Genomic DNA, 16597 nt, shown 5'->3' with positions numbered 1-16597 from the left:
GAAAACACAGTTAGTAACTACTAAATGGTGGGTCTGGGAAGAGTTGAACCTCCGACCTCACGCTTATCAGGCGTGCGCTCTAACCACCTGAGCTACAGACCCATGATTTATTCAAGCTGAAGCTTTCATATTATCTGTAGGCACGATATCAATAAAAGTCTTTTTATTTGCTGACCTTCTAAAACTGACCCAGCCTTCTACTTTAGCAAAAATCGTATGATCTTTACCTATACCAACATTCTTCCCAGGATGGAATTTTGTGCCTCTTTGGCGCACAATTATGTTACCAGGAATAACCTTCCCATTCTTCTTTATTCCTAACCTACGACCCGCTGAATCTCTACCATTACAGGAACTACCACCTGATTTTTTAGTTGCCATATCTTACCTCTTACTTTTGAAGACTAATTTCATTTATACGAAGAACAGTTATATACTGCCTATGACCAGTTTTCCTACGGTAATTTTTTCTTCTTTTCTTCTTAAAGATTATAATTTTTTCCCCCCTGCACTGCTCCAACACTTCAGCTTTAACAGTAGCATTAGATGAATAAGATAAGCCATTATTTGAAATACAAATCACCTGATTGATTTCCACCTCTTTTTTTTCTTCAGCTTCTAACTTCTCTACCTTTATTATACTACCTTCTTTTACTAAATATTGCTTTCCACCAGTCTCAATTACTGCAAACATGATAAATATAAATTATTGTTATTAACTTTAATCGTAAACGATGTCATATACGCTGTCAATATAAATAAAAAGCATGACTTAACGTTCTTTTTGAGCTATCTAAACACTTCTATCTTTCTTCACCCTTTATCTACTTTTTCTCAGACAGTAGACTTCTTGCATAACCTAAGCAGAAAAAAGGCAAATAGTTATTATAGCTCTAAGTTTACCGACGATAAGAACCGTCATTCAAGTAGCCCCTCCCTGCCATCCAAGTAGCCTCCTTCTCCTGTCATCCCAGTGCCCAGACACTGGGATCCAGGTTGGATACTGAGTTGGTAAGTATAAAAGTGTTGTGTTATGGCTAACGCTAACTCTACGTCATACTGCGATTCATTCGCGGTATCTCTAGATCCCGCTCACAAGCAGCGGGATGACGGTTGTCGTTTAGCCATAAATATTTAAGAAATTTACCAAATGAAAAAAAAGGCAAAAGAAACCCCGTGGTGCTGGTTTTGACCCTCTAATACTTTAAATTGGCGCTATAATAATGTGCTGACGCTTAGTTTAAGCGCGGTTTGGCTGAATGTAGAAAAAATTTAAAAGACATGCAGCAGCTATAATTTTATGTAATCCGCCAAAAGATACCCTGAGTTTTTTACTGAATTTTGTCATTGAACCTGCGCAGATCAAAAACAAGTTTTGAGTCAAAAAGACCCTTAATACTATAATAAGGGGGCTGGCGAAGTTTGTAAAGCAATTTTTTTTGTTTCTATTGAATGACAGTTGTGGCCTGGGAGGTAATGCAAGAAGTCTAATATAATTACAGCGAATTACTTTATTCTCTTAATCACCTGCTTTTCCCTTGCTATTGCAAGGCTTTTTTCTGGTACATCCTCAACTATAACACTACCTGCTGCAATTACAGATTCATCATGAATATTAAGCGGCGCAATTAGTGAGCTATTGGCGCCAACAAAGCAATTGCTCCCTATATTCGTTTCATGTTTATTTTTCCCATCATAATTACAAACAATAGTGCCTGCTCCTATATTACTCTCCTGCCCTACTTTAGCATTTCCTATATAACTTAAGTGTTTTATTCTAGTGTTTTGACCAACTTCACTTGTTTTCACTTCCACAAAATTTCCTATTTTTGCCTTATTACCAATTGTTGTGTTTCCGCGTATTCTGGTAAATGGACCGACCTCAGCATTACTTTTAATTAAGCAGTCTTTTAAATGCGAAAATGGCAGTATTTTCGCACCAGACTCTATTTTCACTCCAGGACCAAAAAAAACGTATGGGTAAATCACTGAATCTCTGGTAATTTGCGTATCAAGAGAAAAGAAAACAGTTTCTGGCGCAACAAGCGTTACTCCGGAGTCGGTAAAAACTTTTCTTTTATTTTCTTGAAAGTAAAATTCAGCTTTTATAAGGTCATTTCTGTTATTTATTCCAGTTGCTTCTTCTCCACCGGTAATAACGTAACCGACGTTCAAACCATGTTCCACCGCAATGGAGACTATATCGGTTAAGTAATACTCATGAGTTGAGCTATTGCACTCTATTTTCTCCACCAATTCACGTAAATTCTTTGCATATGCAACCATTATTCCAGCATTGGCAAGGAACTCTTCATCAACATTTTTGTCATTTTGTGCCTCTAAGATTTCTACTAAAGAACCATCCTTGATGATTAACCTACCGTATTCTTTATTGCTTGTTTTGAAACCAAGACAAACTAGAGCCTTGCCTTCTAAGCAACCAACCATTTTAGTTATTGTGCTGCTTTTTATGAGCGGAGTATCTCCATACTGCACAACAACTATGCTTAAATCTGGCAATTCTTTCAGGTTTCTCATCGCAGTTTTGACTGCATCTCCCGTACCGAGTGTTGATTCTTGTGTAATTAACTGTATATCCTCAAAGCACTTTAGTCTTTCAATTAAAGGCAGATCAACTACAACAGCAATATTTTCAGGATTTAACTGTTTTGCATTGTAAATGACATGCTGGAGCATGGAAAAATTGCCTATTTTGTGCAGAACCTTAGGCAAATCTGAATTCATCCGCCTGCCATGCCCGGCAGCAAGTATGATAAAAGTATGAGCTTTATTTATCACTTATCTTAAAGATGAAAAATGAAAACCATAATGATCAAGCCAACTGATTTTGTTATCGTAAAAGCTTCTTAGGTCACTGATTTGATATTTTAGCATCGCAAGCCTTTCTATACCAATGCCAAACGCAAAACTGTTGTATTTAGTATGGTCTATTCCAACATTTTGAAAGACATTTGGATGCACCATACCACATCCAAGCACTTCTATCCATTTACTATCTTTATAACTTATGTCCACTTCCGCAGAGGGTTCAGTAAAAGGAAAAAAACTATTACGAAAACGTATCTTCAGCCCTTTATCTCCAAAAAACTTATTAAGGAAGTGATGAATAGTAAATTTTAACTGGCCCATATTGACGTTTTCATCGACATATAACCCTTCTATCTGGTGAAACATAGGAGTATGAGTTGCATCAAAGTCGTTTCTGTATACTCTACCTGCGGCTACTATTTTAATTGGGAATTTTTTTGTTTTTTCCATGGTTCTAATCTGTACAGATGAGGTATGAGTGCGCAGCACCATTCTTTTATCATCTATTTTATTCTTTAAGTAGAAGGTATCTTGCTCCTCTCGCGCAGGATGGTGACTTGGAGTATTCAGTGCATCAAATACATGAAATTCATCTTCAATGTCAGGGCCATCAACTGCTTTAAAACCCATATGTGCAAAAATAAGCTTTACTTCATTTATAACTTTACTGAGTGGATGGATCTTGCCGATTTTTTCTGGTCTAACAGGCAACGTAATATCAACTGCCTCGTTCTGCAATTTAAAGTTAACTTCTTCTGTTTTTAGCACATTTTCCCTATTCATGATAAGATGATCTATCTTATCACGTAAAGCGTTAATAACTGCGCCTAAATCACGCTTTTTTTCTGCATTTTCTATCTTTTTTAAGTTATCAAAATACGCTCTAACTACACCCTTTTTTCCCAAATATAATAGCCTAACTTTTTCTAAATCTTGCAAAGAAGAAGCATTCTCAATTTCGGAAACTGCTTTATCTTCAAGTGAAAGTATGTCATCTAATAACTCTTTATTCATCTTAAAAACGCTGGCTTAAACTTTCATTATAGTGAAATTTTAAATATCATCAACAATCCGAAAAATTGCCCTATTCTGATTATTAATTTATTGACTGATTAATCTTTTTTATTTACCTTTGCGTTGATGAATTTGCTGTATCAACTATGCACAACAGTAACACTGAAACTAAGAATAAGTATAAAATAGAGGATTTATCTAAGCTCTTTAAGGAAAAATCAAAAAACATAAGTAAAGCATTTTCTAGCGAAACAATTAAGATCAGTACTATTCGCTCGAGAAGTATTGAAAGCAATATACAAAAATTTTCATTTGAGCTAACAGCAACAGATAAAGACACCTTTAATATAAGATTATTTAGAATAAACCCTTTAATTGATTTTTTCAAAATCTGCCTTCCTCAGGAAAAAAATTTTACAGTCAACATGAAAGTGCCGAAAGAAAGCAGTGAATTATATAATAACCACTGTAAAACTAACAGTTATAAAACTGTAGAAGAATTCATAAATAATGCTCCATCTCAAATTCTCTTACAAGGAGTAACAATAACACTACAAACAGATGCTAAAGACATTAACCTGGATAATTTGCACCAAATCGAGTTATTTCTAAATGAAAAGCTACAACATGCAGAAAAAACTGAAAATCAAGACAAAAAAGAACAGAGTGAGACTAACCAAAAAAACGCACAAAATAGACAAATCGTACCAGTTACAGGCCTGTTTGGCTATAATTTAACAAGTAGTAAAAAGCAAGTGATGCGGGTTCCAATAGTTGTTGCTGCAATGCGTGACAATTTTTTTTGGTTTGGATCTTTTTTTCGGCTACCCAATTTTTTTAATACAATACAATTCTTCTTTCAACAGCCACCAAAACTGTCCATACGAAACCAGAGGGCTTTGACTTACCACCCAACACTTCAAGAGGCAAAACAGGACAAGGTAACACAAAAAGATGGAATCGATGAAAGAAGAATAGAAGACGTCACAACGCTTATTTCTGATTTCGGTCAAACTACTTCGCACACAGAGTATTTTAAAGCTAATAGAAAAAAATCGAAAAAGCAAGCTCAAGAACTACCAGAAGAAGAAAAACAACCTACCATAAAACAAGCACGAAATGATGCTAGAGTAGCTATGATAGATAACCAGATTGAGCGCAGGGGAAAAAAACTCGATGAAATATTTATTGAAGTGATAAATGGATACAAAGATCAAGATCCAGAAACATTTCGCAATGTTTTTAACTCAATATTCAATATTATTTATTTTCAAGATAAACAATTACATGAAATATTAGAGTCAGGTGAGATATTAGAAGTATTAGAAATACCACAACTAGCTGGCAAGTCTTCTTTTCCAAAAGAGTATCTACAAAAGCAAGTATATAAAAAAAAAGAGCAATTGCTCAAATTAGTTTCAGGTGTTTACATACAACAACCTCCTACGCAACATAAAAATACTCCTCATAAATCTACAAACCCTTTACCAATTAAAGATCCTTCACCAGCAACAAATGAAGCCACACCTACTAACATTACACTCAAATCACCGTTAAAAACTGTATTTTCCTCAAAAAAGGCTTATTTTTGTCTATTTATAATAGTAGCATCTGCATCAACACTTTGCTTATGGCATTTTCCATTAGGAAAAGTGTCAATGTTAAAAGGATTAGTGCCACCAGAAAAAAGGGAAAGTATTGGGTTAGCATTGAACATAGGGTTGCCAATATTAATCGCGCTGTGTATTTTGAATTTAGCTCGCTTTATATATTCTGAATATTCTATAGAATCTATTAAGCAAGTAAGTGAAAACGATCCCCTTTCTCGCACCTATAGCTAGTGCAGACTCAGTTTTCCTGCGTCATACCGCGATTCATTCGCGGTATCTCTAGATCCCGCTAACACGTAGCGGGATGACGAATTTGTCGTTTTTTAAATTGTCGGTAAACCAGAATTACTTTAACTATAACAAAATAGAAATAAGTTGTTGTAAAAAATTTTTCATGGTAAAATTATTTATTTTCACCATATGTTTAAAGGAATTATCACGGATATCGGGACTATAACTGATACTACCACTCACTCCAACTCTGATCAAATTTTCCATATCAAGACACAAAATTTATCCTCTATAAATAAAGGAGATTCAATAGCTTGCTCTGGTGTGTGTTTAACTGTTGTTGATATAATGAGCGATACATTTACAGTCCAAGCATCTCAAGAAACTATGAAGGTTGCTAACTTAAATACGTGGAGAATAGGAAAAAAAATAAATCTCGAACAAGCAATGAGATTAAGCGATAAGATCGATGGCCACCTGGTTCAGGGTCATGTTGATGGGATAGTAAAAATTTTAACAATTAATCAAAGTTTAGATTCTCATGAAATCAAACTATCGTGCCCACAAGAATTAATTAAATTTGTTGCAAAAAAAAGCTCCGTTACACTAGATGGGGTTTCCCTCACAGTGAATTCAGTTATTAATCAGGAATTTACAGTAAATATCACTCCCTATACATGGGAAAATACAACTTTTCAGTACAACAAAGTAGATGATTATCTGAATTTAGAAATTGACATGATCGCTAGGTATTTAGATCAACTGATGCAGCATAAATACAATTAATTTTACAACCTCGTTATTTATAACTATTATATCTTGAAAACCATACAGATATAAAATATGCTTTTCGATAGTCTAATTATCTTCATTGTTGTTCTATGTGTAATAATCTCGGTAACTAGAGGCTTCATAAAAGAGCTATGCGCACTAATGTTTCTATTTTTATCAGTTTTTCTGACAGCTAATCACTATGATTTTTTCACTCTAAATTATAGTAAATATTTTGATTCTAAAGTTACGTTAAACATACTCTCTACAATTTCTGTATTTATTATACTTAATCTTATATTGATGATAATAAATAACTGGCTAATGTACATATTATCGCCCATAAGATTGGGGTTTATTGATAGAGTTACTGGAATCTTTCTCGGAGTGCTTAAAGGAATATTGCTCTCTTATGTATTATTTTTTGCTGTGCACTTATATTGCTACACAGTATATGACAAAAAAGAGGGAGAGTATAAAATAGAAGCAGAAGACATATTGCCTAATTGGATAATAAATTCACACTCTTATCAGGCTTTATTTGTGACAGCAGAAGAAGTAATTGACATGTATGTACCAGAGTCGTTGATACTAAAAATAAAAGAGATCGGTGGAGAAATGGTTGATCAAGAAAAACCTAAAAACAATAAAAAAGAAGAGTAAATATTTATTTATAAATATGTTCATTGGAAGTATTCAAAAATCCATATGTGTCAGGTTAAGAGCACAGAATTTTTTACTGGAAATCTTAATTTTGTTTTAGCAATAAATCAACTTAAGGTCATAATATCTTGACATTTATTTAATGTTGCTATATAATAGCTATGTACATTTTGTGTACTATAGCAATAAAATTACCTTGTAATAGGTGTATTGGACCCGAGGGCAGTACTCGGCGCCTCCACCATGTTTTTTAATTATACGGGGGCGATTAAGGATCGACATGCATAGTAAAGATGGTAGCTTTGCTCGGTTAGACACCACCGCTAAGAGTTCATAATTTAAATGCAAACGATAATTTTGCTGCTGAAGGATATCGTGTTGCTGCTTAATTTAGCACAACCGGTTTATTACTAAAGCACGGTTTAGGGAACGCCGGGTAACAGAAGTTCCCCCAAAATTTACGTATGTGAAAGTTATATGGAGCAAACAGATTACAAAAAACTGCTTAATTCTGCTAAGTTTCAAGTTATCAAAAAGACTTTAGATGTTATATCAGGTAATGGTTTTATCCCTCACTTAGAAATATTATTTTTCACATATTTTAATGGTGTGACCATGCCAGATCGTTTGAAAAAGTCATACCCTACTCAAATGCTTATTATATTACAGCATCAATTCTATGATTTAAAAGTTTCTGAGGATAAATTTAGCGTCAGTTTGAGTTTTCAAGGAAAACAAGAGCGAATTACTATACCGTTTTTTGCTATTAGTGAGTTTCGTGATAAAATTTCAGGAGATGTTTTAATATTTGACAAAATCAGTATCGACTCTGATAAAGAATACAAAAGTGAAAAATGTACTGAAAAACTATCAAACGGTAGTATTATATCCATAGATCAACTGCGTGATGAGTAACTGCTCATCTTTATAAACAAAAAATATTAATAGAAAAAAGTGGTCTAACTTAAGTAATAGAATAGAGGGTAGATAAATATGCTAAATCTTTAATTATTTATTAACGCAGGTGGCAAAATTTTTCTTACATATCATCAACTTCCTTTATTGAAAAATTCAGAAAAATGTTGTATAATTATTAGTAGACTTTGGTAAAACATATGACAGATTCAGGAATTAGTATAACTTTTGACCCAAAAACTTCACATAACCTTACTAAGTTAGCTGAAATCACCAAGGAATCCGTTCAAGAACTAGCAGAAAGGTTAGTCATCGAAGGAATCGAGTGCGAAGTAGAAGATATTGCGTTATATAAAACTATTAAGGAATGTGAGGATGTAGACTGGAACACAGTACTATCTGAAAGGGAGAGGACATAAACTGAAATACGATATTGTCTACTCAAAAAACTTTACTGAAAGAGATTTTCTAAATCTTCCAAAAACAATAAGATCAAGGATTACAAAAGCGATAAACGAGCGGCTTACAACTGATCCAATTAAATTTGGTAAACCATTACGTGGCAGGCTAAAAGGGTATAGAAGAATAAGGGTTAGTGATTATCGAATTATTTATACTGTAAATATTGCAAAACATAAGGTGTTTGTTGCTACAGCAGGACATAGAGACACCATTTATGAGAAGGCTACTTGATAAACATTAAATATATTTTTATACAGCCCTCCTTCCTTTCTTTATTGAAAAATTAAAAAAAATGTTGTATAATTATTAGTGGATTTTGGTAAAACATATGGCAAATTCAGGCATTAACATAGCTCTTAGCGAAGAAACTTTAAAGCATCTTGCTGAATTATCTGAATTTACTAAACAGCCCGTTCAAGAATTAGCAGGAAAACTATTTAGAGAAGCAGTTGAGCTTGAAATGGAGGATTTTTTAGTATCTAAAATTTCTGATGAGCGTGATGTTGAAGGTGCAGAAACAGTTGATTTTGAAGATATTAAGTGGGATTAGAGTGTTACAAGGTTAAGTCTCTAAAGAGTGTTGTTGAAAAAGATTTACCAAACCTTCCAAAGACAATAAGGCTAAGAGTTCAAAAGGCTATAAAAGAACGTCTTACAGTTACCCAATAAATTTTGGTGAACCACTACATCATAACTTAAAAGGACGTAGAAGGCTAAGAGTTGGTGACTATTGTGTAATTTACAGAGTAAATCAATTAGATCATATAGTAACTATCACAGAGATAGGACATAGAGATGATATTTATAAGAAATAAATATCAACATTAATATATATTATACACCCCTCCTTCCTTGTCCATTCTCTACTTTAGGTGGCTTTGCGCAGCTCAAAAAATGAAGTTTTTTTGGTTCAGCAAAAACAACATTTTGAGTTTGAAAAGGCTAAATACTTGTCTTTTATATAACTTTCGTGTAATAGATATGTATGCATCCAATCATATATCTACTCAATACGTTACTTGATCTTTATAGCTTCATTCTAATATGTTGGGTTGTCCTAAACTGGCTGGTTAAACTTAATATGGTGAACATATATAATGAAACTGTCAGTAGCATAATGCACATCTTGAACCAATTGACATATCCACCACTAAAGATTATTAGAAGATATATACCACCGTTCAACGGATTAGATTTATCTATAATGATATTGCTAATAACAATTCACTTTGTAAAATATACAGTAGCTTACTACTTTAGGTAGATGTTAAAAAAATATCTAAAATCAGCAATATATCTATCCCTTTTAATATATATATCAGTTTTTAGCTATAACTATAAAGATCCTTCCTTAAACACGGCTACAAATGAGGAAGTGACAAATTTAGGTGGAATAGTAGGTTCATATTTAGCTGATATATTGGTTCAATTTCTCGGATTAACTAGTGTTACAATAGCTACAACCATAGTTTACTTGTTGATCTTCAGGCCATTAAAAAGGCTGCTGAAAATTCTCTATTTAATATTAATCAATTTAGGGGTATGTGCTATATTACCACAACTTTCGCTAGGCGTCACTGCAAGGTACAGACACAGTGGAATAATAGGGAATGTACTCGTTAATCACTGTCCGTTTTATGTATTTGTGATAGTAACATCAATAGGTCTTGTAGGATTGGTTGGTTGGAAGAGAACAACTTACTCTATATTTTTCCTATTCAAAAAAATAGCTTGCTTATTTGTAAATGTTCTATTCTTCAGATCGCGTAAAACTGCTGAATATTCAGTTGCACCATTAGTAGTAGAAGAAAAACATAGAACTCAAATCACCACTAAACAGCAACCAAGAAAAAGACAGGAAAAAGCCACTGAGGAGATTTTTAAACCTTCCAGTGAGTTCGAATTTCCAAGCATTCATTTACTTTCCAAAGCAGAGGAGTCTTTGCAGAGAAAACAGCTGAATGAAATGGAGAGCAATAAAAATTTATCTCTGCTGGAACAAGTCCTGAGTGATTTTGGCGTGCAAGGAAAAATTATCAGTGTATGCTATGGGCCGGTTGTGACTTTATACAAACTTGAACCACAAGCTGGTACGAAATCTGCAAGAGTAATTGGCCTTGCAGATGACATTGCACGTTCGATGAGTGCACTCTCTGCACGTATTTCAATAATTCGTGGGCAAAATGCTATGGGAATAGAGTTGCCGAACAAGGAACGGGAAATTGTAATGCTGCGTGATTTGCTTGAATCACCAGAATACCAAAATGCAAACTTAAATCTTCCAATTGCGCTTGGCAAAGAAATAAGTGGAAAACCAGTTATTGCAGATCTAACTAAAATGCCTCACTTGCTCGTTGCTGGAACCACAGGGTCTGGTAAATCAGTTGCGATTAACACTATGATTCTGTCGCTCGTTTATCGATTAAGTCCTGATGAATGCAAGATGATAATGATCGACCCAAAAATGCTTGAGCTTTCAATATATGATGCAATACCACATCTAATAACGCCAGTGGTAACAGAGCCAAAAAAGGCTGTAATTGCTCTTAAGTGGATAGTGAAAGAAATGGAAAACCGCTATCGCATGATGTCGTATTTGAATGTACGCAATGTTATAAACTATAATCAAAAAATCACAGAAGCGATGAATAGTGGAATAGAATTGGAGCGCGTTGTGCAGATTGGCTTTAACTCAACAACAGGCAAACCTCTGTTTGAAAAAATACCAATCAAGATGGAAACATTTCCGTATATTGTAGTGATCGTGGATGAAATGGCAGATTTGATGCTTGTTGCCGGCAAAGAAATAGAGTGCTCTATTCAACGCTTAGCTCAGATGGCTCGTGCTGCAGGAATACACATCATAATGGCAACACAACGCCCATCTGTGGATGTGATAACAGGTGTGATAAAAGCAAACTTTCCAACAAGAATCAGTTTTGCTGTTACTTCTAAGATAGATAGCCGCACAATACTTGGCGAACAAGGGGCTGAACAATTGCTTGGTATGGGTGATATGCTCTATATGGCTTCTGGTGGTAAGATTATTCGAATTCACGGCCCATTTGTGAGCGATGATGAGGTACAAGATATAGTTGATCATCTGAAAATGCAAGGTGAGCCAAACTACATGGAGGAAATCACCAAAGAAGATGAAAATTCTTCTACGGAATTGGGTGATGAAACAGAGGATGAAGAAAATGACCTCTATAACCAAGCAGTGGCCATCATTCAAAGAGATCAAAAAGTTTCAACCAGTTACATTCAAAGGCAGCTTAGAATAGGCTATAACAGAGCAGCAAACATCGTTGAAAGAATGGAAAAGGAAGGTATTGTCAGCGCTCCAAATTACTCAGGGAAAAGAGAGATATTGGTTGAATAACAATCTTGTAATACCTTAATTTAAGTTTTCGCACTTTCAAAAAGCAAGTCAAACAAAATTATTAAAAGGTCAATACATAATGACAGTTAATTTAATAATAATTTAAACATTGGGAATGTAAAATTATAATATATTAATTAACTAGGGGGTTAAAATGGTAAAAGGAATTTTGTGCAATTGGTTAGGTGTAACAGAATTGCAAGAAAGTCAAAAAATCGATGCTGAGCAGTTTGAAAAAGTTTTTGGTGCATTAAAAGAATGGCAAGAAGCTCAAAAGATAGATGCTAAACAGTTTGAAGAGGTATTTAGTGCATTAAAAGAATGGCAAGAAGCTCAAAAGATAGATGCTGAGCAGTTTGAAAAAGTTTTTAGTGCATTAGAAGACAAGATTGGTACTGAGCAGTTTCAAGCTATGCAAGAGCACTTAAACGGCCTGCAAGAAAAAGTGGAAACACTTGCAGAGGCAGTAGCAGATCAAGAAAAAACACTACTAATTTGTACCATAGCCACTGCTGTTGCCGTAATAGCGATAACTAGTTTTGTTGCATTCTGTATCTATCAGGGAGTTAAGTGTGAAAGGGAGAAAGAAAAGAACTTGTCTAAAGATACACCAGACGCAAAACTTAATAATGTAGATGCTACCGATGGTACTAAAAAACTACGGAATGACTTAAAAGTTGACAAACATATAGCTGCATAACACTTTTCTTGAAAAGGTGTTACGCAACTTGTAACACCTTCCTCTTCTCTTAGCCTATGTAGATTTTTTGATAGTAAACATATCACTTTTTAGAAAAATATTTGTATTGTAAAGTTAGTAAAGATTCTGGTTTACTTAAAGTTTGTTAATTGCTATCTTTTAAAACACGATATTTACTATAGCACCATATGCTTAGGATTTTTTCTAAAGTTTTGTTTATATTAATGTTTTTGGTTTCTAGCTTTTTTACTGTGCATAGTGCTGGAGCTAAATCTAAGCTCAGTAAGAGATACATACCTCCTGGTAACCCTGGTGGTGCAAACTTTCATACAGATGAGGATTTTGCTGAGTCATATAAACTGTATGAGAAGCGTAGGGAATTGCTCAAGAAAAAAAAGTCACAAGATCGGGCTATAAATAAAGAAGATCTAATCAAAAAATTAAAAGAGAAAAAAATTGCTAGTCTTGATAATGAGCCAAATGACATGGAAGCGTGCATAGTCGACGATGAAGAGAGCGCTATGATAAATCAGCATGGTATTAATATCGCACGTTTAAAGGGTGCTGTATTTATAGATCAAGAGCCAGTTTCTCAGTATGAAAGTAAGCAGCATGAAAGTGAACAACAAGAAGGGAAGAAAGTTACTTCAACACGAGAAAAGAAAGTTTCTCCTATAAATATCACTATAAAAGAAACTCCTTCAAGAAGAACGTGCTCACATGATTCTATTGCTAATTTGGATAACGTAGATGCTTATAGTTTGAATGGTTCAAGTTCATTTGGCAGCGTAGCTGACACAGTAAAATAGTATCACAATTAATAATATGCTAGATACAGACCTGATATTGAATGACGATGCATGTGAATTATCGCCAATTTCCAGGCACAAAACTCATGTTGTAGAAGTTGGAAAAGTAAAGATAGGCGGAAATAATCCTGTAGTTGTACAATCTATGGCGCTTGGTGTGCATATAGATTCTGATAATATAAAAAGTAGCGCAAAACATTATGCAAAAGAAATAACGGAATTAGCGCGTGCAGGTTCAGAGTTAGTACGGATTGCTTTGAATTCAGAGGAAGTAGCAAGGGCAATACCTTATATAGTAGAAGAGATAAATAAAGAAGGCTTTGACGGTAAAATATTGGTAGGCTGTGGTCAGTATGAGCTAGATAAATTAGTTCAAGATTATCCAGACAACATCAAAATGCTGGGTAAAATTAGGATAAACCCAGGCAATGTAGGCTTTGGCGACAAACGTGATGAGAAGTTTGAAAGGGTGATAGAGTATGCAATAATGCACGATCTTCCGGTTAGAATTGGGGTAAATTGGGGTAGTCTTGATAAATACCTTTTGCAAAAATTGATGGATGAAAACTCTTCGCTTAGTAATTCAAGGCCTTCTGACGTTATACTGCGCAAAGCACTTGTAATGTCTGCTCTTGATAGTGCAAAAAAAGCTGAAGAAATTGGTCTAAGTTCAAACAAAATAATCATTTCATGTAAAGTTAGCAAAGTGCAAGATTTAATTTTAGTTTATACGGCACTTGCAAAATCTTCCAATTATGCGCTGCATTTGGGTTTAACTGAGGCTGGTATGGGCAATAAAGGTGTGGTAAATACCGCAGCAGGGCTTACTTATTTATTGCAAAATGGCATTGGAGATACAATACGGGCTTCTTTGACTCAACGTCCTGGTGAATCGCGTACTAATGAAGTGGTGGTGTGTCAGGAAATATTGCAGTCTATAGGCTTGCGATACTTTAACCCTCAGGTTAATTCATGTCCTGGTTGTGGGCGCACGAGTAGCGATCGTTTTTGTATATTAACTGAAGAGGTGAATGGCTATATAAAAACTCATATGCCGATGTGGAAGAAAAAAAATCCAGGTGTAGAGCATATGAGCATTGCTGTTATGGGATGCATAGTAAACGGCCCTGGAGAAAGCAAACACGCAAATTTGGGAATCAGCTTGCCTGGATATGGAGAAAAACCTGTTTCAGCAGTCTACAAAGACGGCAAATATTTCAAAACTTTACAAGGTAATAATGTCTCTGAAGAATTTAAGGCAATTATTGATAATTATGTGAAGGAGCATTACACGTAACCTTTCACGGTTAATTAATAGATAAATCGCAAATAAAAAAGAAAATTAAACCTTGTTTTTCTTTTTTCGTTGGGAATGTTCAAAAAAGTGTGTCAAACCAAAAAAAAAGTAATGAATTGATATAAAAAAAATGGAGGTTTGACAATGAGTCAAAAAATAGTAAACAGAATTACCGGATTGGTAGATTATAAAGAATTAGAAACAAATATCCTGTCGTCTATACGAGAAGGAAGGCCGTTGACAGGAAGGGATGGAGCATTTACACCATTTATAAAAAGACTGCTGGAGGCAAGTTTGGAAGGTGAAATAGAAAATCACTTATTAGCTGAAAGTGAAGAGAATAATCGAAGAAATGGGAGAAATGGAAAGACTTTACGGACAAGTGCAGGTTCATTTGAGCTTTTGACGCCTAGAGATAGGGAGGGAAGCTTTGAACCCCAAATAGTCAAAAAAAGGCAAACAAACCAGAGCTTGAAACGAAGATTTTGAGCACATTTGCCAGTGGTATGGGCTATAGAGATATAGCGTCACATGTTGAGGAAATTTATGATCACAAAATGTCGGCGGCAGAGATATCAAGTATTACCGACAAATTACTGCCGGTAATCAATGAATGGCGCAGTCGTCCATTACAGTCTGTGTATCCAATAGTGTTCATGGTTTTTTAAAGTCAAAGAGGACGGACATTGTGTAAGTAAATGTATGTACAATATATTGGGCATAGACCAAAATGGCAGAAAAGAAGTATTAGGTTTTTATTTGGCTGAAAGTGAAGGAGCTAACTTCTGGTTGGGAGTACTAAATGATCTCAAAGAAAGAGGAGTAGAAGATATTCTAATTGCCTGTGTAGATGGGCTAAAAAGCTTTCCTGCAGCCATAAATAGTGTATTTCCTAATGCAGAGGTACAGCTATGTGTGGTACATCAGATACGCAATTCTCTAAAATATGTATCTAGCAAAGATGTGAAGATTTTTATGAGTGATTTGAAAAAAGTATATCAGGCTTCAAGTAGAGAAATTGCTGAAAATTATCTGCTTGAGTTGGAAGAAAAATGGGGAGAAAAATATCCACTAGTCATAAAATCCTGGCAGAATAATTGGATCCGGCTATTTCAAGTATTCTGGCCCAGTCAGGAGGCTAATTTATACTACCAATCCTATTGAGGGACTGCATAGACAGATTAGAAAATTTACTAAAACTAAGGGCTCATTTACCAGCTTGTATAAACAGGTATATTGTGCTATAAAAAAGGCAGAGCAAAATTGGACTATGGCCATACCCAATTGGGCTTTAACTATATCTCAACTTGATATCTTCTTTCCCGGCAGATTGAAAATTGACCTTACCCAGAAAAAGTAGAGAGAAAGTTTGGAATGTTTTTCACAAAGAGAATGATGAATCAAAATGCTCAGGAATGCAATAGTTAATAGTGACGTTGTTTGTTATAAAAAATTTCTATATATTCAAATATAGCAGTTTTGATATGCTGTTTAGAGTGCCGAGAGGTGTCTATTGGTAACTCCCTTTTTAGAGAACTGAAGAAGCTTTCCACAACAGAATTGTCGTAACAACAACCTTTATGACTCATCTATGTTTTTTATGGATAAGAGATATTGATAACCTTGCGAAGTATATTGTGAACCTTGATCACTATGTAATAGTAGATTTTTGGCAGGTTTACGCTTGTTAACGGCCATTAATAAAGAGTCCATAACCAATTGTTTATTTATTGAACTGCTCATTGACCAGCCAACTACCATGCGTGAATATAGATCGATTATTGTTGCCAAATATAGCCATCCTTCTTTGGTTTTTATATAAGTAATCCCATACTTTATTTGGTTGATCGACAATAAAGTTTTGGTCTAATATATTGGGAGCTACGACTCTACTGTCCGTTTGTTGTTTCTTAA

19 protein-coding genes, 1 tRNA gene, 1 other RNA gene and 2 pseudogenes are annotated in these 16597 nt (G+C 34.7%); 16 read left to right on the top strand and 7 right to left on the bottom strand.

What is annotated here, in order from left to right; genetic code table 11:
- Positions 1-25: 25 nt before the first annotated feature.
- From AAGD70_RS05620 to pheS, 5 genes are all read right to left on the bottom strand, one after another.
- Positions 26-102: transfer RNA gene (locus AAGD70_RS05620), tRNA-Ile, on the bottom strand.
- Between the two features lie 9 nt (positions 103-111).
- Positions 112-381, bottom strand: coding sequence for a 50S ribosomal protein L27 (rpmA, locus tag AAGD70_RS05615; RefSeq protein ID WP_038249057.1), 270 nt, complete (start codon positions 379-381; stop codon positions 112-114).
- Between the two features lie 10 nt (positions 382-391).
- Positions 392-694 (bottom strand): 50S ribosomal protein L21, encoded by a 303-nt coding sequence (rplU, locus tag AAGD70_RS05610; protein ID WP_065094687.1) that lies wholly within the window; start codon positions 692-694, stop codon positions 392-394.
- An 812-nt stretch (positions 695-1506) separates the two neighbouring features.
- A complete protein-coding gene (gene glmU / locus AAGD70_RS05605) occupies positions 1507-2799 on the bottom strand; it encodes a bifunctional UDP-N-acetylglucosamine diphosphorylase/glucosamine-1-phosphate N-acetyltransferase GlmU (protein WP_065094686.1) in 1293 nt (430 codons plus the stop codon).
- Positions 2800-3843, bottom strand: a complete 1044-nt coding sequence (gene pheS / locus AAGD70_RS05600; protein WP_065094685.1) for a phenylalanine--tRNA ligase subunit alpha — start codon at positions 3841-3843, stop codon at positions 2800-2802. It abuts the gene before it with no gap.
- 146 nt (positions 3844-3989) lie between these two features.
- Between pheS and AAGD70_RS05595 the strand changes: the two genes are divergently transcribed.
- The 16 genes and pseudogenes from AAGD70_RS05595 to AAGD70_RS07845 all read left to right on the top strand — a co-directional run bounded on the left by AAGD70_RS05595 (position 3990) and on the right by AAGD70_RS07845 (position 16043).
- Positions 3990-5684 carry a hypothetical protein gene (locus AAGD70_RS05595; RefSeq protein ID WP_065094684.1) on the top strand — a complete coding sequence of 565 codons (1695 nt, stop codon included), beginning with the start codon at positions 3990-3992 and terminating at the stop codon, positions 5682-5684.
- A gap of 189 nt (positions 5685-5873) precedes the next feature.
- Positions 5874-6470, top strand: a complete 597-nt coding sequence (locus AAGD70_RS05590; protein WP_065094683.1) for a riboflavin synthase — start codon at positions 5874-5876, stop codon at positions 6468-6470.
- Positions 6471-6527: 57 nt separating this feature from the next.
- Positions 6528-7118, top strand: coding sequence for a CvpA family protein (locus tag AAGD70_RS05585; RefSeq protein ID WP_065094682.1), 591 nt, complete (start codon positions 6528-6530; stop codon positions 7116-7118).
- A gap of 124 nt (positions 7119-7242) precedes the next feature.
- Positions 7243-7573, top strand: a transfer-messenger RNA (tmRNA) gene (ssrA, locus tag AAGD70_RS05580).
- A gap of 22 nt (positions 7574-7595) precedes the next feature.
- On the top strand, positions 7596-8033 hold the full coding sequence (locus AAGD70_RS05575) for a ClpXP protease specificity-enhancing factor SspB (RefSeq protein ID WP_006279412.1): 438 nt from the start codon (positions 7596-7598) through the stop codon (positions 8031-8033).
- A gap of 200 nt (positions 8034-8233) precedes the next feature.
- Entirely contained in the window at positions 8234-8452 is a 219-nt protein-coding gene (locus AAGD70_RS05570) for a hypothetical protein (protein WP_065095334.1), read from the top strand.
- Positions 8433-8726 (top strand): type II toxin-antitoxin system RelE family toxin, encoded by a 294-nt coding sequence (locus AAGD70_RS05565; RefSeq protein WP_306700832.1) that lies wholly within the window; start codon positions 8433-8435, stop codon positions 8724-8726. The genes AAGD70_RS05570 and AAGD70_RS05565 overlap by 20 nt, the downstream gene beginning before the upstream one ends.
- A gap of 97 nt (positions 8727-8823) precedes the next feature.
- Positions 8824-9045 (top strand): hypothetical protein, encoded by a 222-nt coding sequence (locus tag AAGD70_RS05560; protein ID WP_006279415.1) that lies wholly within the window; start codon positions 8824-8826, stop codon positions 9043-9045.
- A gap of 115 nt (positions 9046-9160) precedes the next feature.
- Entirely contained in the window at positions 9161-9310 is a 150-nt protein-coding gene (locus AAGD70_RS07855) for a type II toxin-antitoxin system RelE family toxin (RefSeq protein ID WP_342665728.1), read from the top strand.
- A 170-nt stretch (positions 9311-9480) separates the two neighbouring features.
- A complete protein-coding gene (locus AAGD70_RS05550; protein ID WP_006279515.1) occupies positions 9481-9759 on the top strand; it encodes a YggT family protein in 279 nt (92 codons plus the stop codon).
- Complete coding sequence (locus AAGD70_RS05545) at positions 9760-11877, top strand: FtsK/SpoIIIE family DNA translocase (RefSeq protein WP_065095333.1); 2118 nt, start codon at positions 9760-9762, stop codon at positions 11875-11877. It begins immediately after the preceding gene.
- A 154-nt stretch (positions 11878-12031) separates the two neighbouring features.
- Positions 12032-12577 (top strand): hypothetical protein, encoded by a 546-nt coding sequence (locus tag AAGD70_RS05540; RefSeq protein ID WP_065094680.1) that lies wholly within the window; start codon positions 12032-12034, stop codon positions 12575-12577.
- 188 nt (positions 12578-12765) lie between these two features.
- A complete protein-coding gene (locus AAGD70_RS05535) occupies positions 12766-13386 on the top strand; it encodes a TRP75-related protein (RefSeq protein WP_065094679.1) in 621 nt (206 codons plus the stop codon).
- Positions 13387-13402: 16 nt separating this feature from the next.
- A complete protein-coding gene (gene ispG, locus AAGD70_RS05530) occupies positions 13403-14683 on the top strand; it encodes a flavodoxin-dependent (E)-4-hydroxy-3-methylbut-2-enyl-diphosphate synthase (RefSeq protein ID WP_065095332.1) in 1281 nt (426 codons plus the stop codon).
- Between the two features lie 144 nt (positions 14684-14827).
- A pseudogene (locus AAGD70_RS07850) lies at positions 14828-15351 on the top strand (transposase).
- A 34-nt stretch (positions 15352-15385) separates the two neighbouring features.
- A pseudogene (locus tag AAGD70_RS07845) lies at positions 15386-16043 on the top strand (IS256 family transposase).
- Positions 16044-16107: 64 nt separating this feature from the next.
- Here the strand turns inward: AAGD70_RS07845 and AAGD70_RS07840 are convergent.
- Positions 16108-16272 carry an IS3 family transposase gene (locus tag AAGD70_RS07840; protein WP_081600772.1) on the bottom strand — a complete coding sequence of 55 codons (165 nt, stop codon included), beginning with the start codon at positions 16270-16272 and terminating at the stop codon, positions 16108-16110.
- A complete protein-coding gene (locus AAGD70_RS05520; protein WP_082942384.1) occupies positions 16262-16537 on the bottom strand; it encodes a DDE-type integrase/transposase/recombinase in 276 nt (91 codons plus the stop codon). Before AAGD70_RS05520 ends, AAGD70_RS07840 begins: the two co-directional genes overlap by 11 nt.
- Positions 16538-16597 lie beyond the last annotated feature (60 nt).

The sequence above is a fragment of the Wolbachia endosymbiont (group A) of Nomada flava genome, assembly GCF_964027055.1.
In the GTDB taxonomy this organism is placed as follows: Bacteria; Pseudomonadota; Alphaproteobacteria; order Rickettsiales; family Anaplasmataceae; genus Wolbachia; species Wolbachia pipientis.
The sequence above is the reverse complement of the archived record's forward strand: the minus strand, read 5'-3'. Positions and strand labels throughout refer to the sequence as shown.

Excerpts from the sequence above, each read along its gene's own strand:
- AAGD70_RS05585 (WP_065094682.1), top strand. The coding sequence starts at position 6,528 with ATGCTTTTCGATAGTCTAATTATCTTCATTGTTGTTCTATGTGTAATA.
- AAGD70_RS05575 (WP_006279412.1), top strand. The coding sequence starts at position 7,596 with ATGGAGCAAACAGATTACAAAAAACTGCTTAATTCTGCTAAGTTTCAA.
- AAGD70_RS05535 (WP_065094679.1), top strand. The coding sequence starts at position 12,766 with ATGCTTAGGATTTTTTCTAAAGTTTTGTTTATATTAATGTTTTTGGTT.
- AAGD70_RS05590 (WP_065094683.1), top strand. The coding sequence starts at position 5,874 with ATGTTTAAAGGAATTATCACGGATATCGGGACTATAACTGATACTACC.
- rplU (WP_065094687.1), bottom strand. The coding sequence starts at position 694 with ATGTTTGCAGTAATTGAGACTGGTGGAAAGCAATATTTAGTAAAAGAA.
- AAGD70_RS05570 (WP_065095334.1), top strand. The coding sequence starts at position 8,234 with ATGACAGATTCAGGAATTAGTATAACTTTTGACCCAAAAACTTCACAT.
- AAGD70_RS05595 (WP_065094684.1), top strand. The coding sequence starts at position 3,990 with ATGCACAACAGTAACACTGAAACTAAGAATAAGTATAAAATAGAGGAT.
- AAGD70_RS07840 (WP_081600772.1), bottom strand. The coding sequence starts at position 16,272 with ATGAGTCATAAAGGTTGTTGTTACGACAATTCTGTTGTGGAAAGCTTC.
- rpmA (WP_038249057.1), bottom strand. The coding sequence starts at position 381 with ATGGCAACTAAAAAATCAGGTGGTAGTTCCTGTAATGGTAGAGATTCA.
- pheS (WP_065094685.1), bottom strand. The coding sequence starts at position 3,843 with ATGAATAAAGAGTTATTAGATGACATACTTTCACTTGAAGATAAAGCA.
- ispG (WP_065095332.1), top strand. The coding sequence starts at position 13,403 with ATGCTAGATACAGACCTGATATTGAATGACGATGCATGTGAATTATCG.
- AAGD70_RS05550 (WP_006279515.1), top strand. The coding sequence starts at position 9,481 with ATGCATCCAATCATATATCTACTCAATACGTTACTTGATCTTTATAGC.
- AAGD70_RS05540 (WP_065094680.1), top strand. The coding sequence starts at position 12,032 with ATGGTAAAAGGAATTTTGTGCAATTGGTTAGGTGTAACAGAATTGCAA.
- AAGD70_RS05545 (WP_065095333.1), top strand. The coding sequence starts at position 9,760 with ATGTTAAAAAAATATCTAAAATCAGCAATATATCTATCCCTTTTAATA.
- AAGD70_RS05560 (WP_006279415.1), top strand. The coding sequence starts at position 8,824 with ATGGCAAATTCAGGCATTAACATAGCTCTTAGCGAAGAAACTTTAAAG.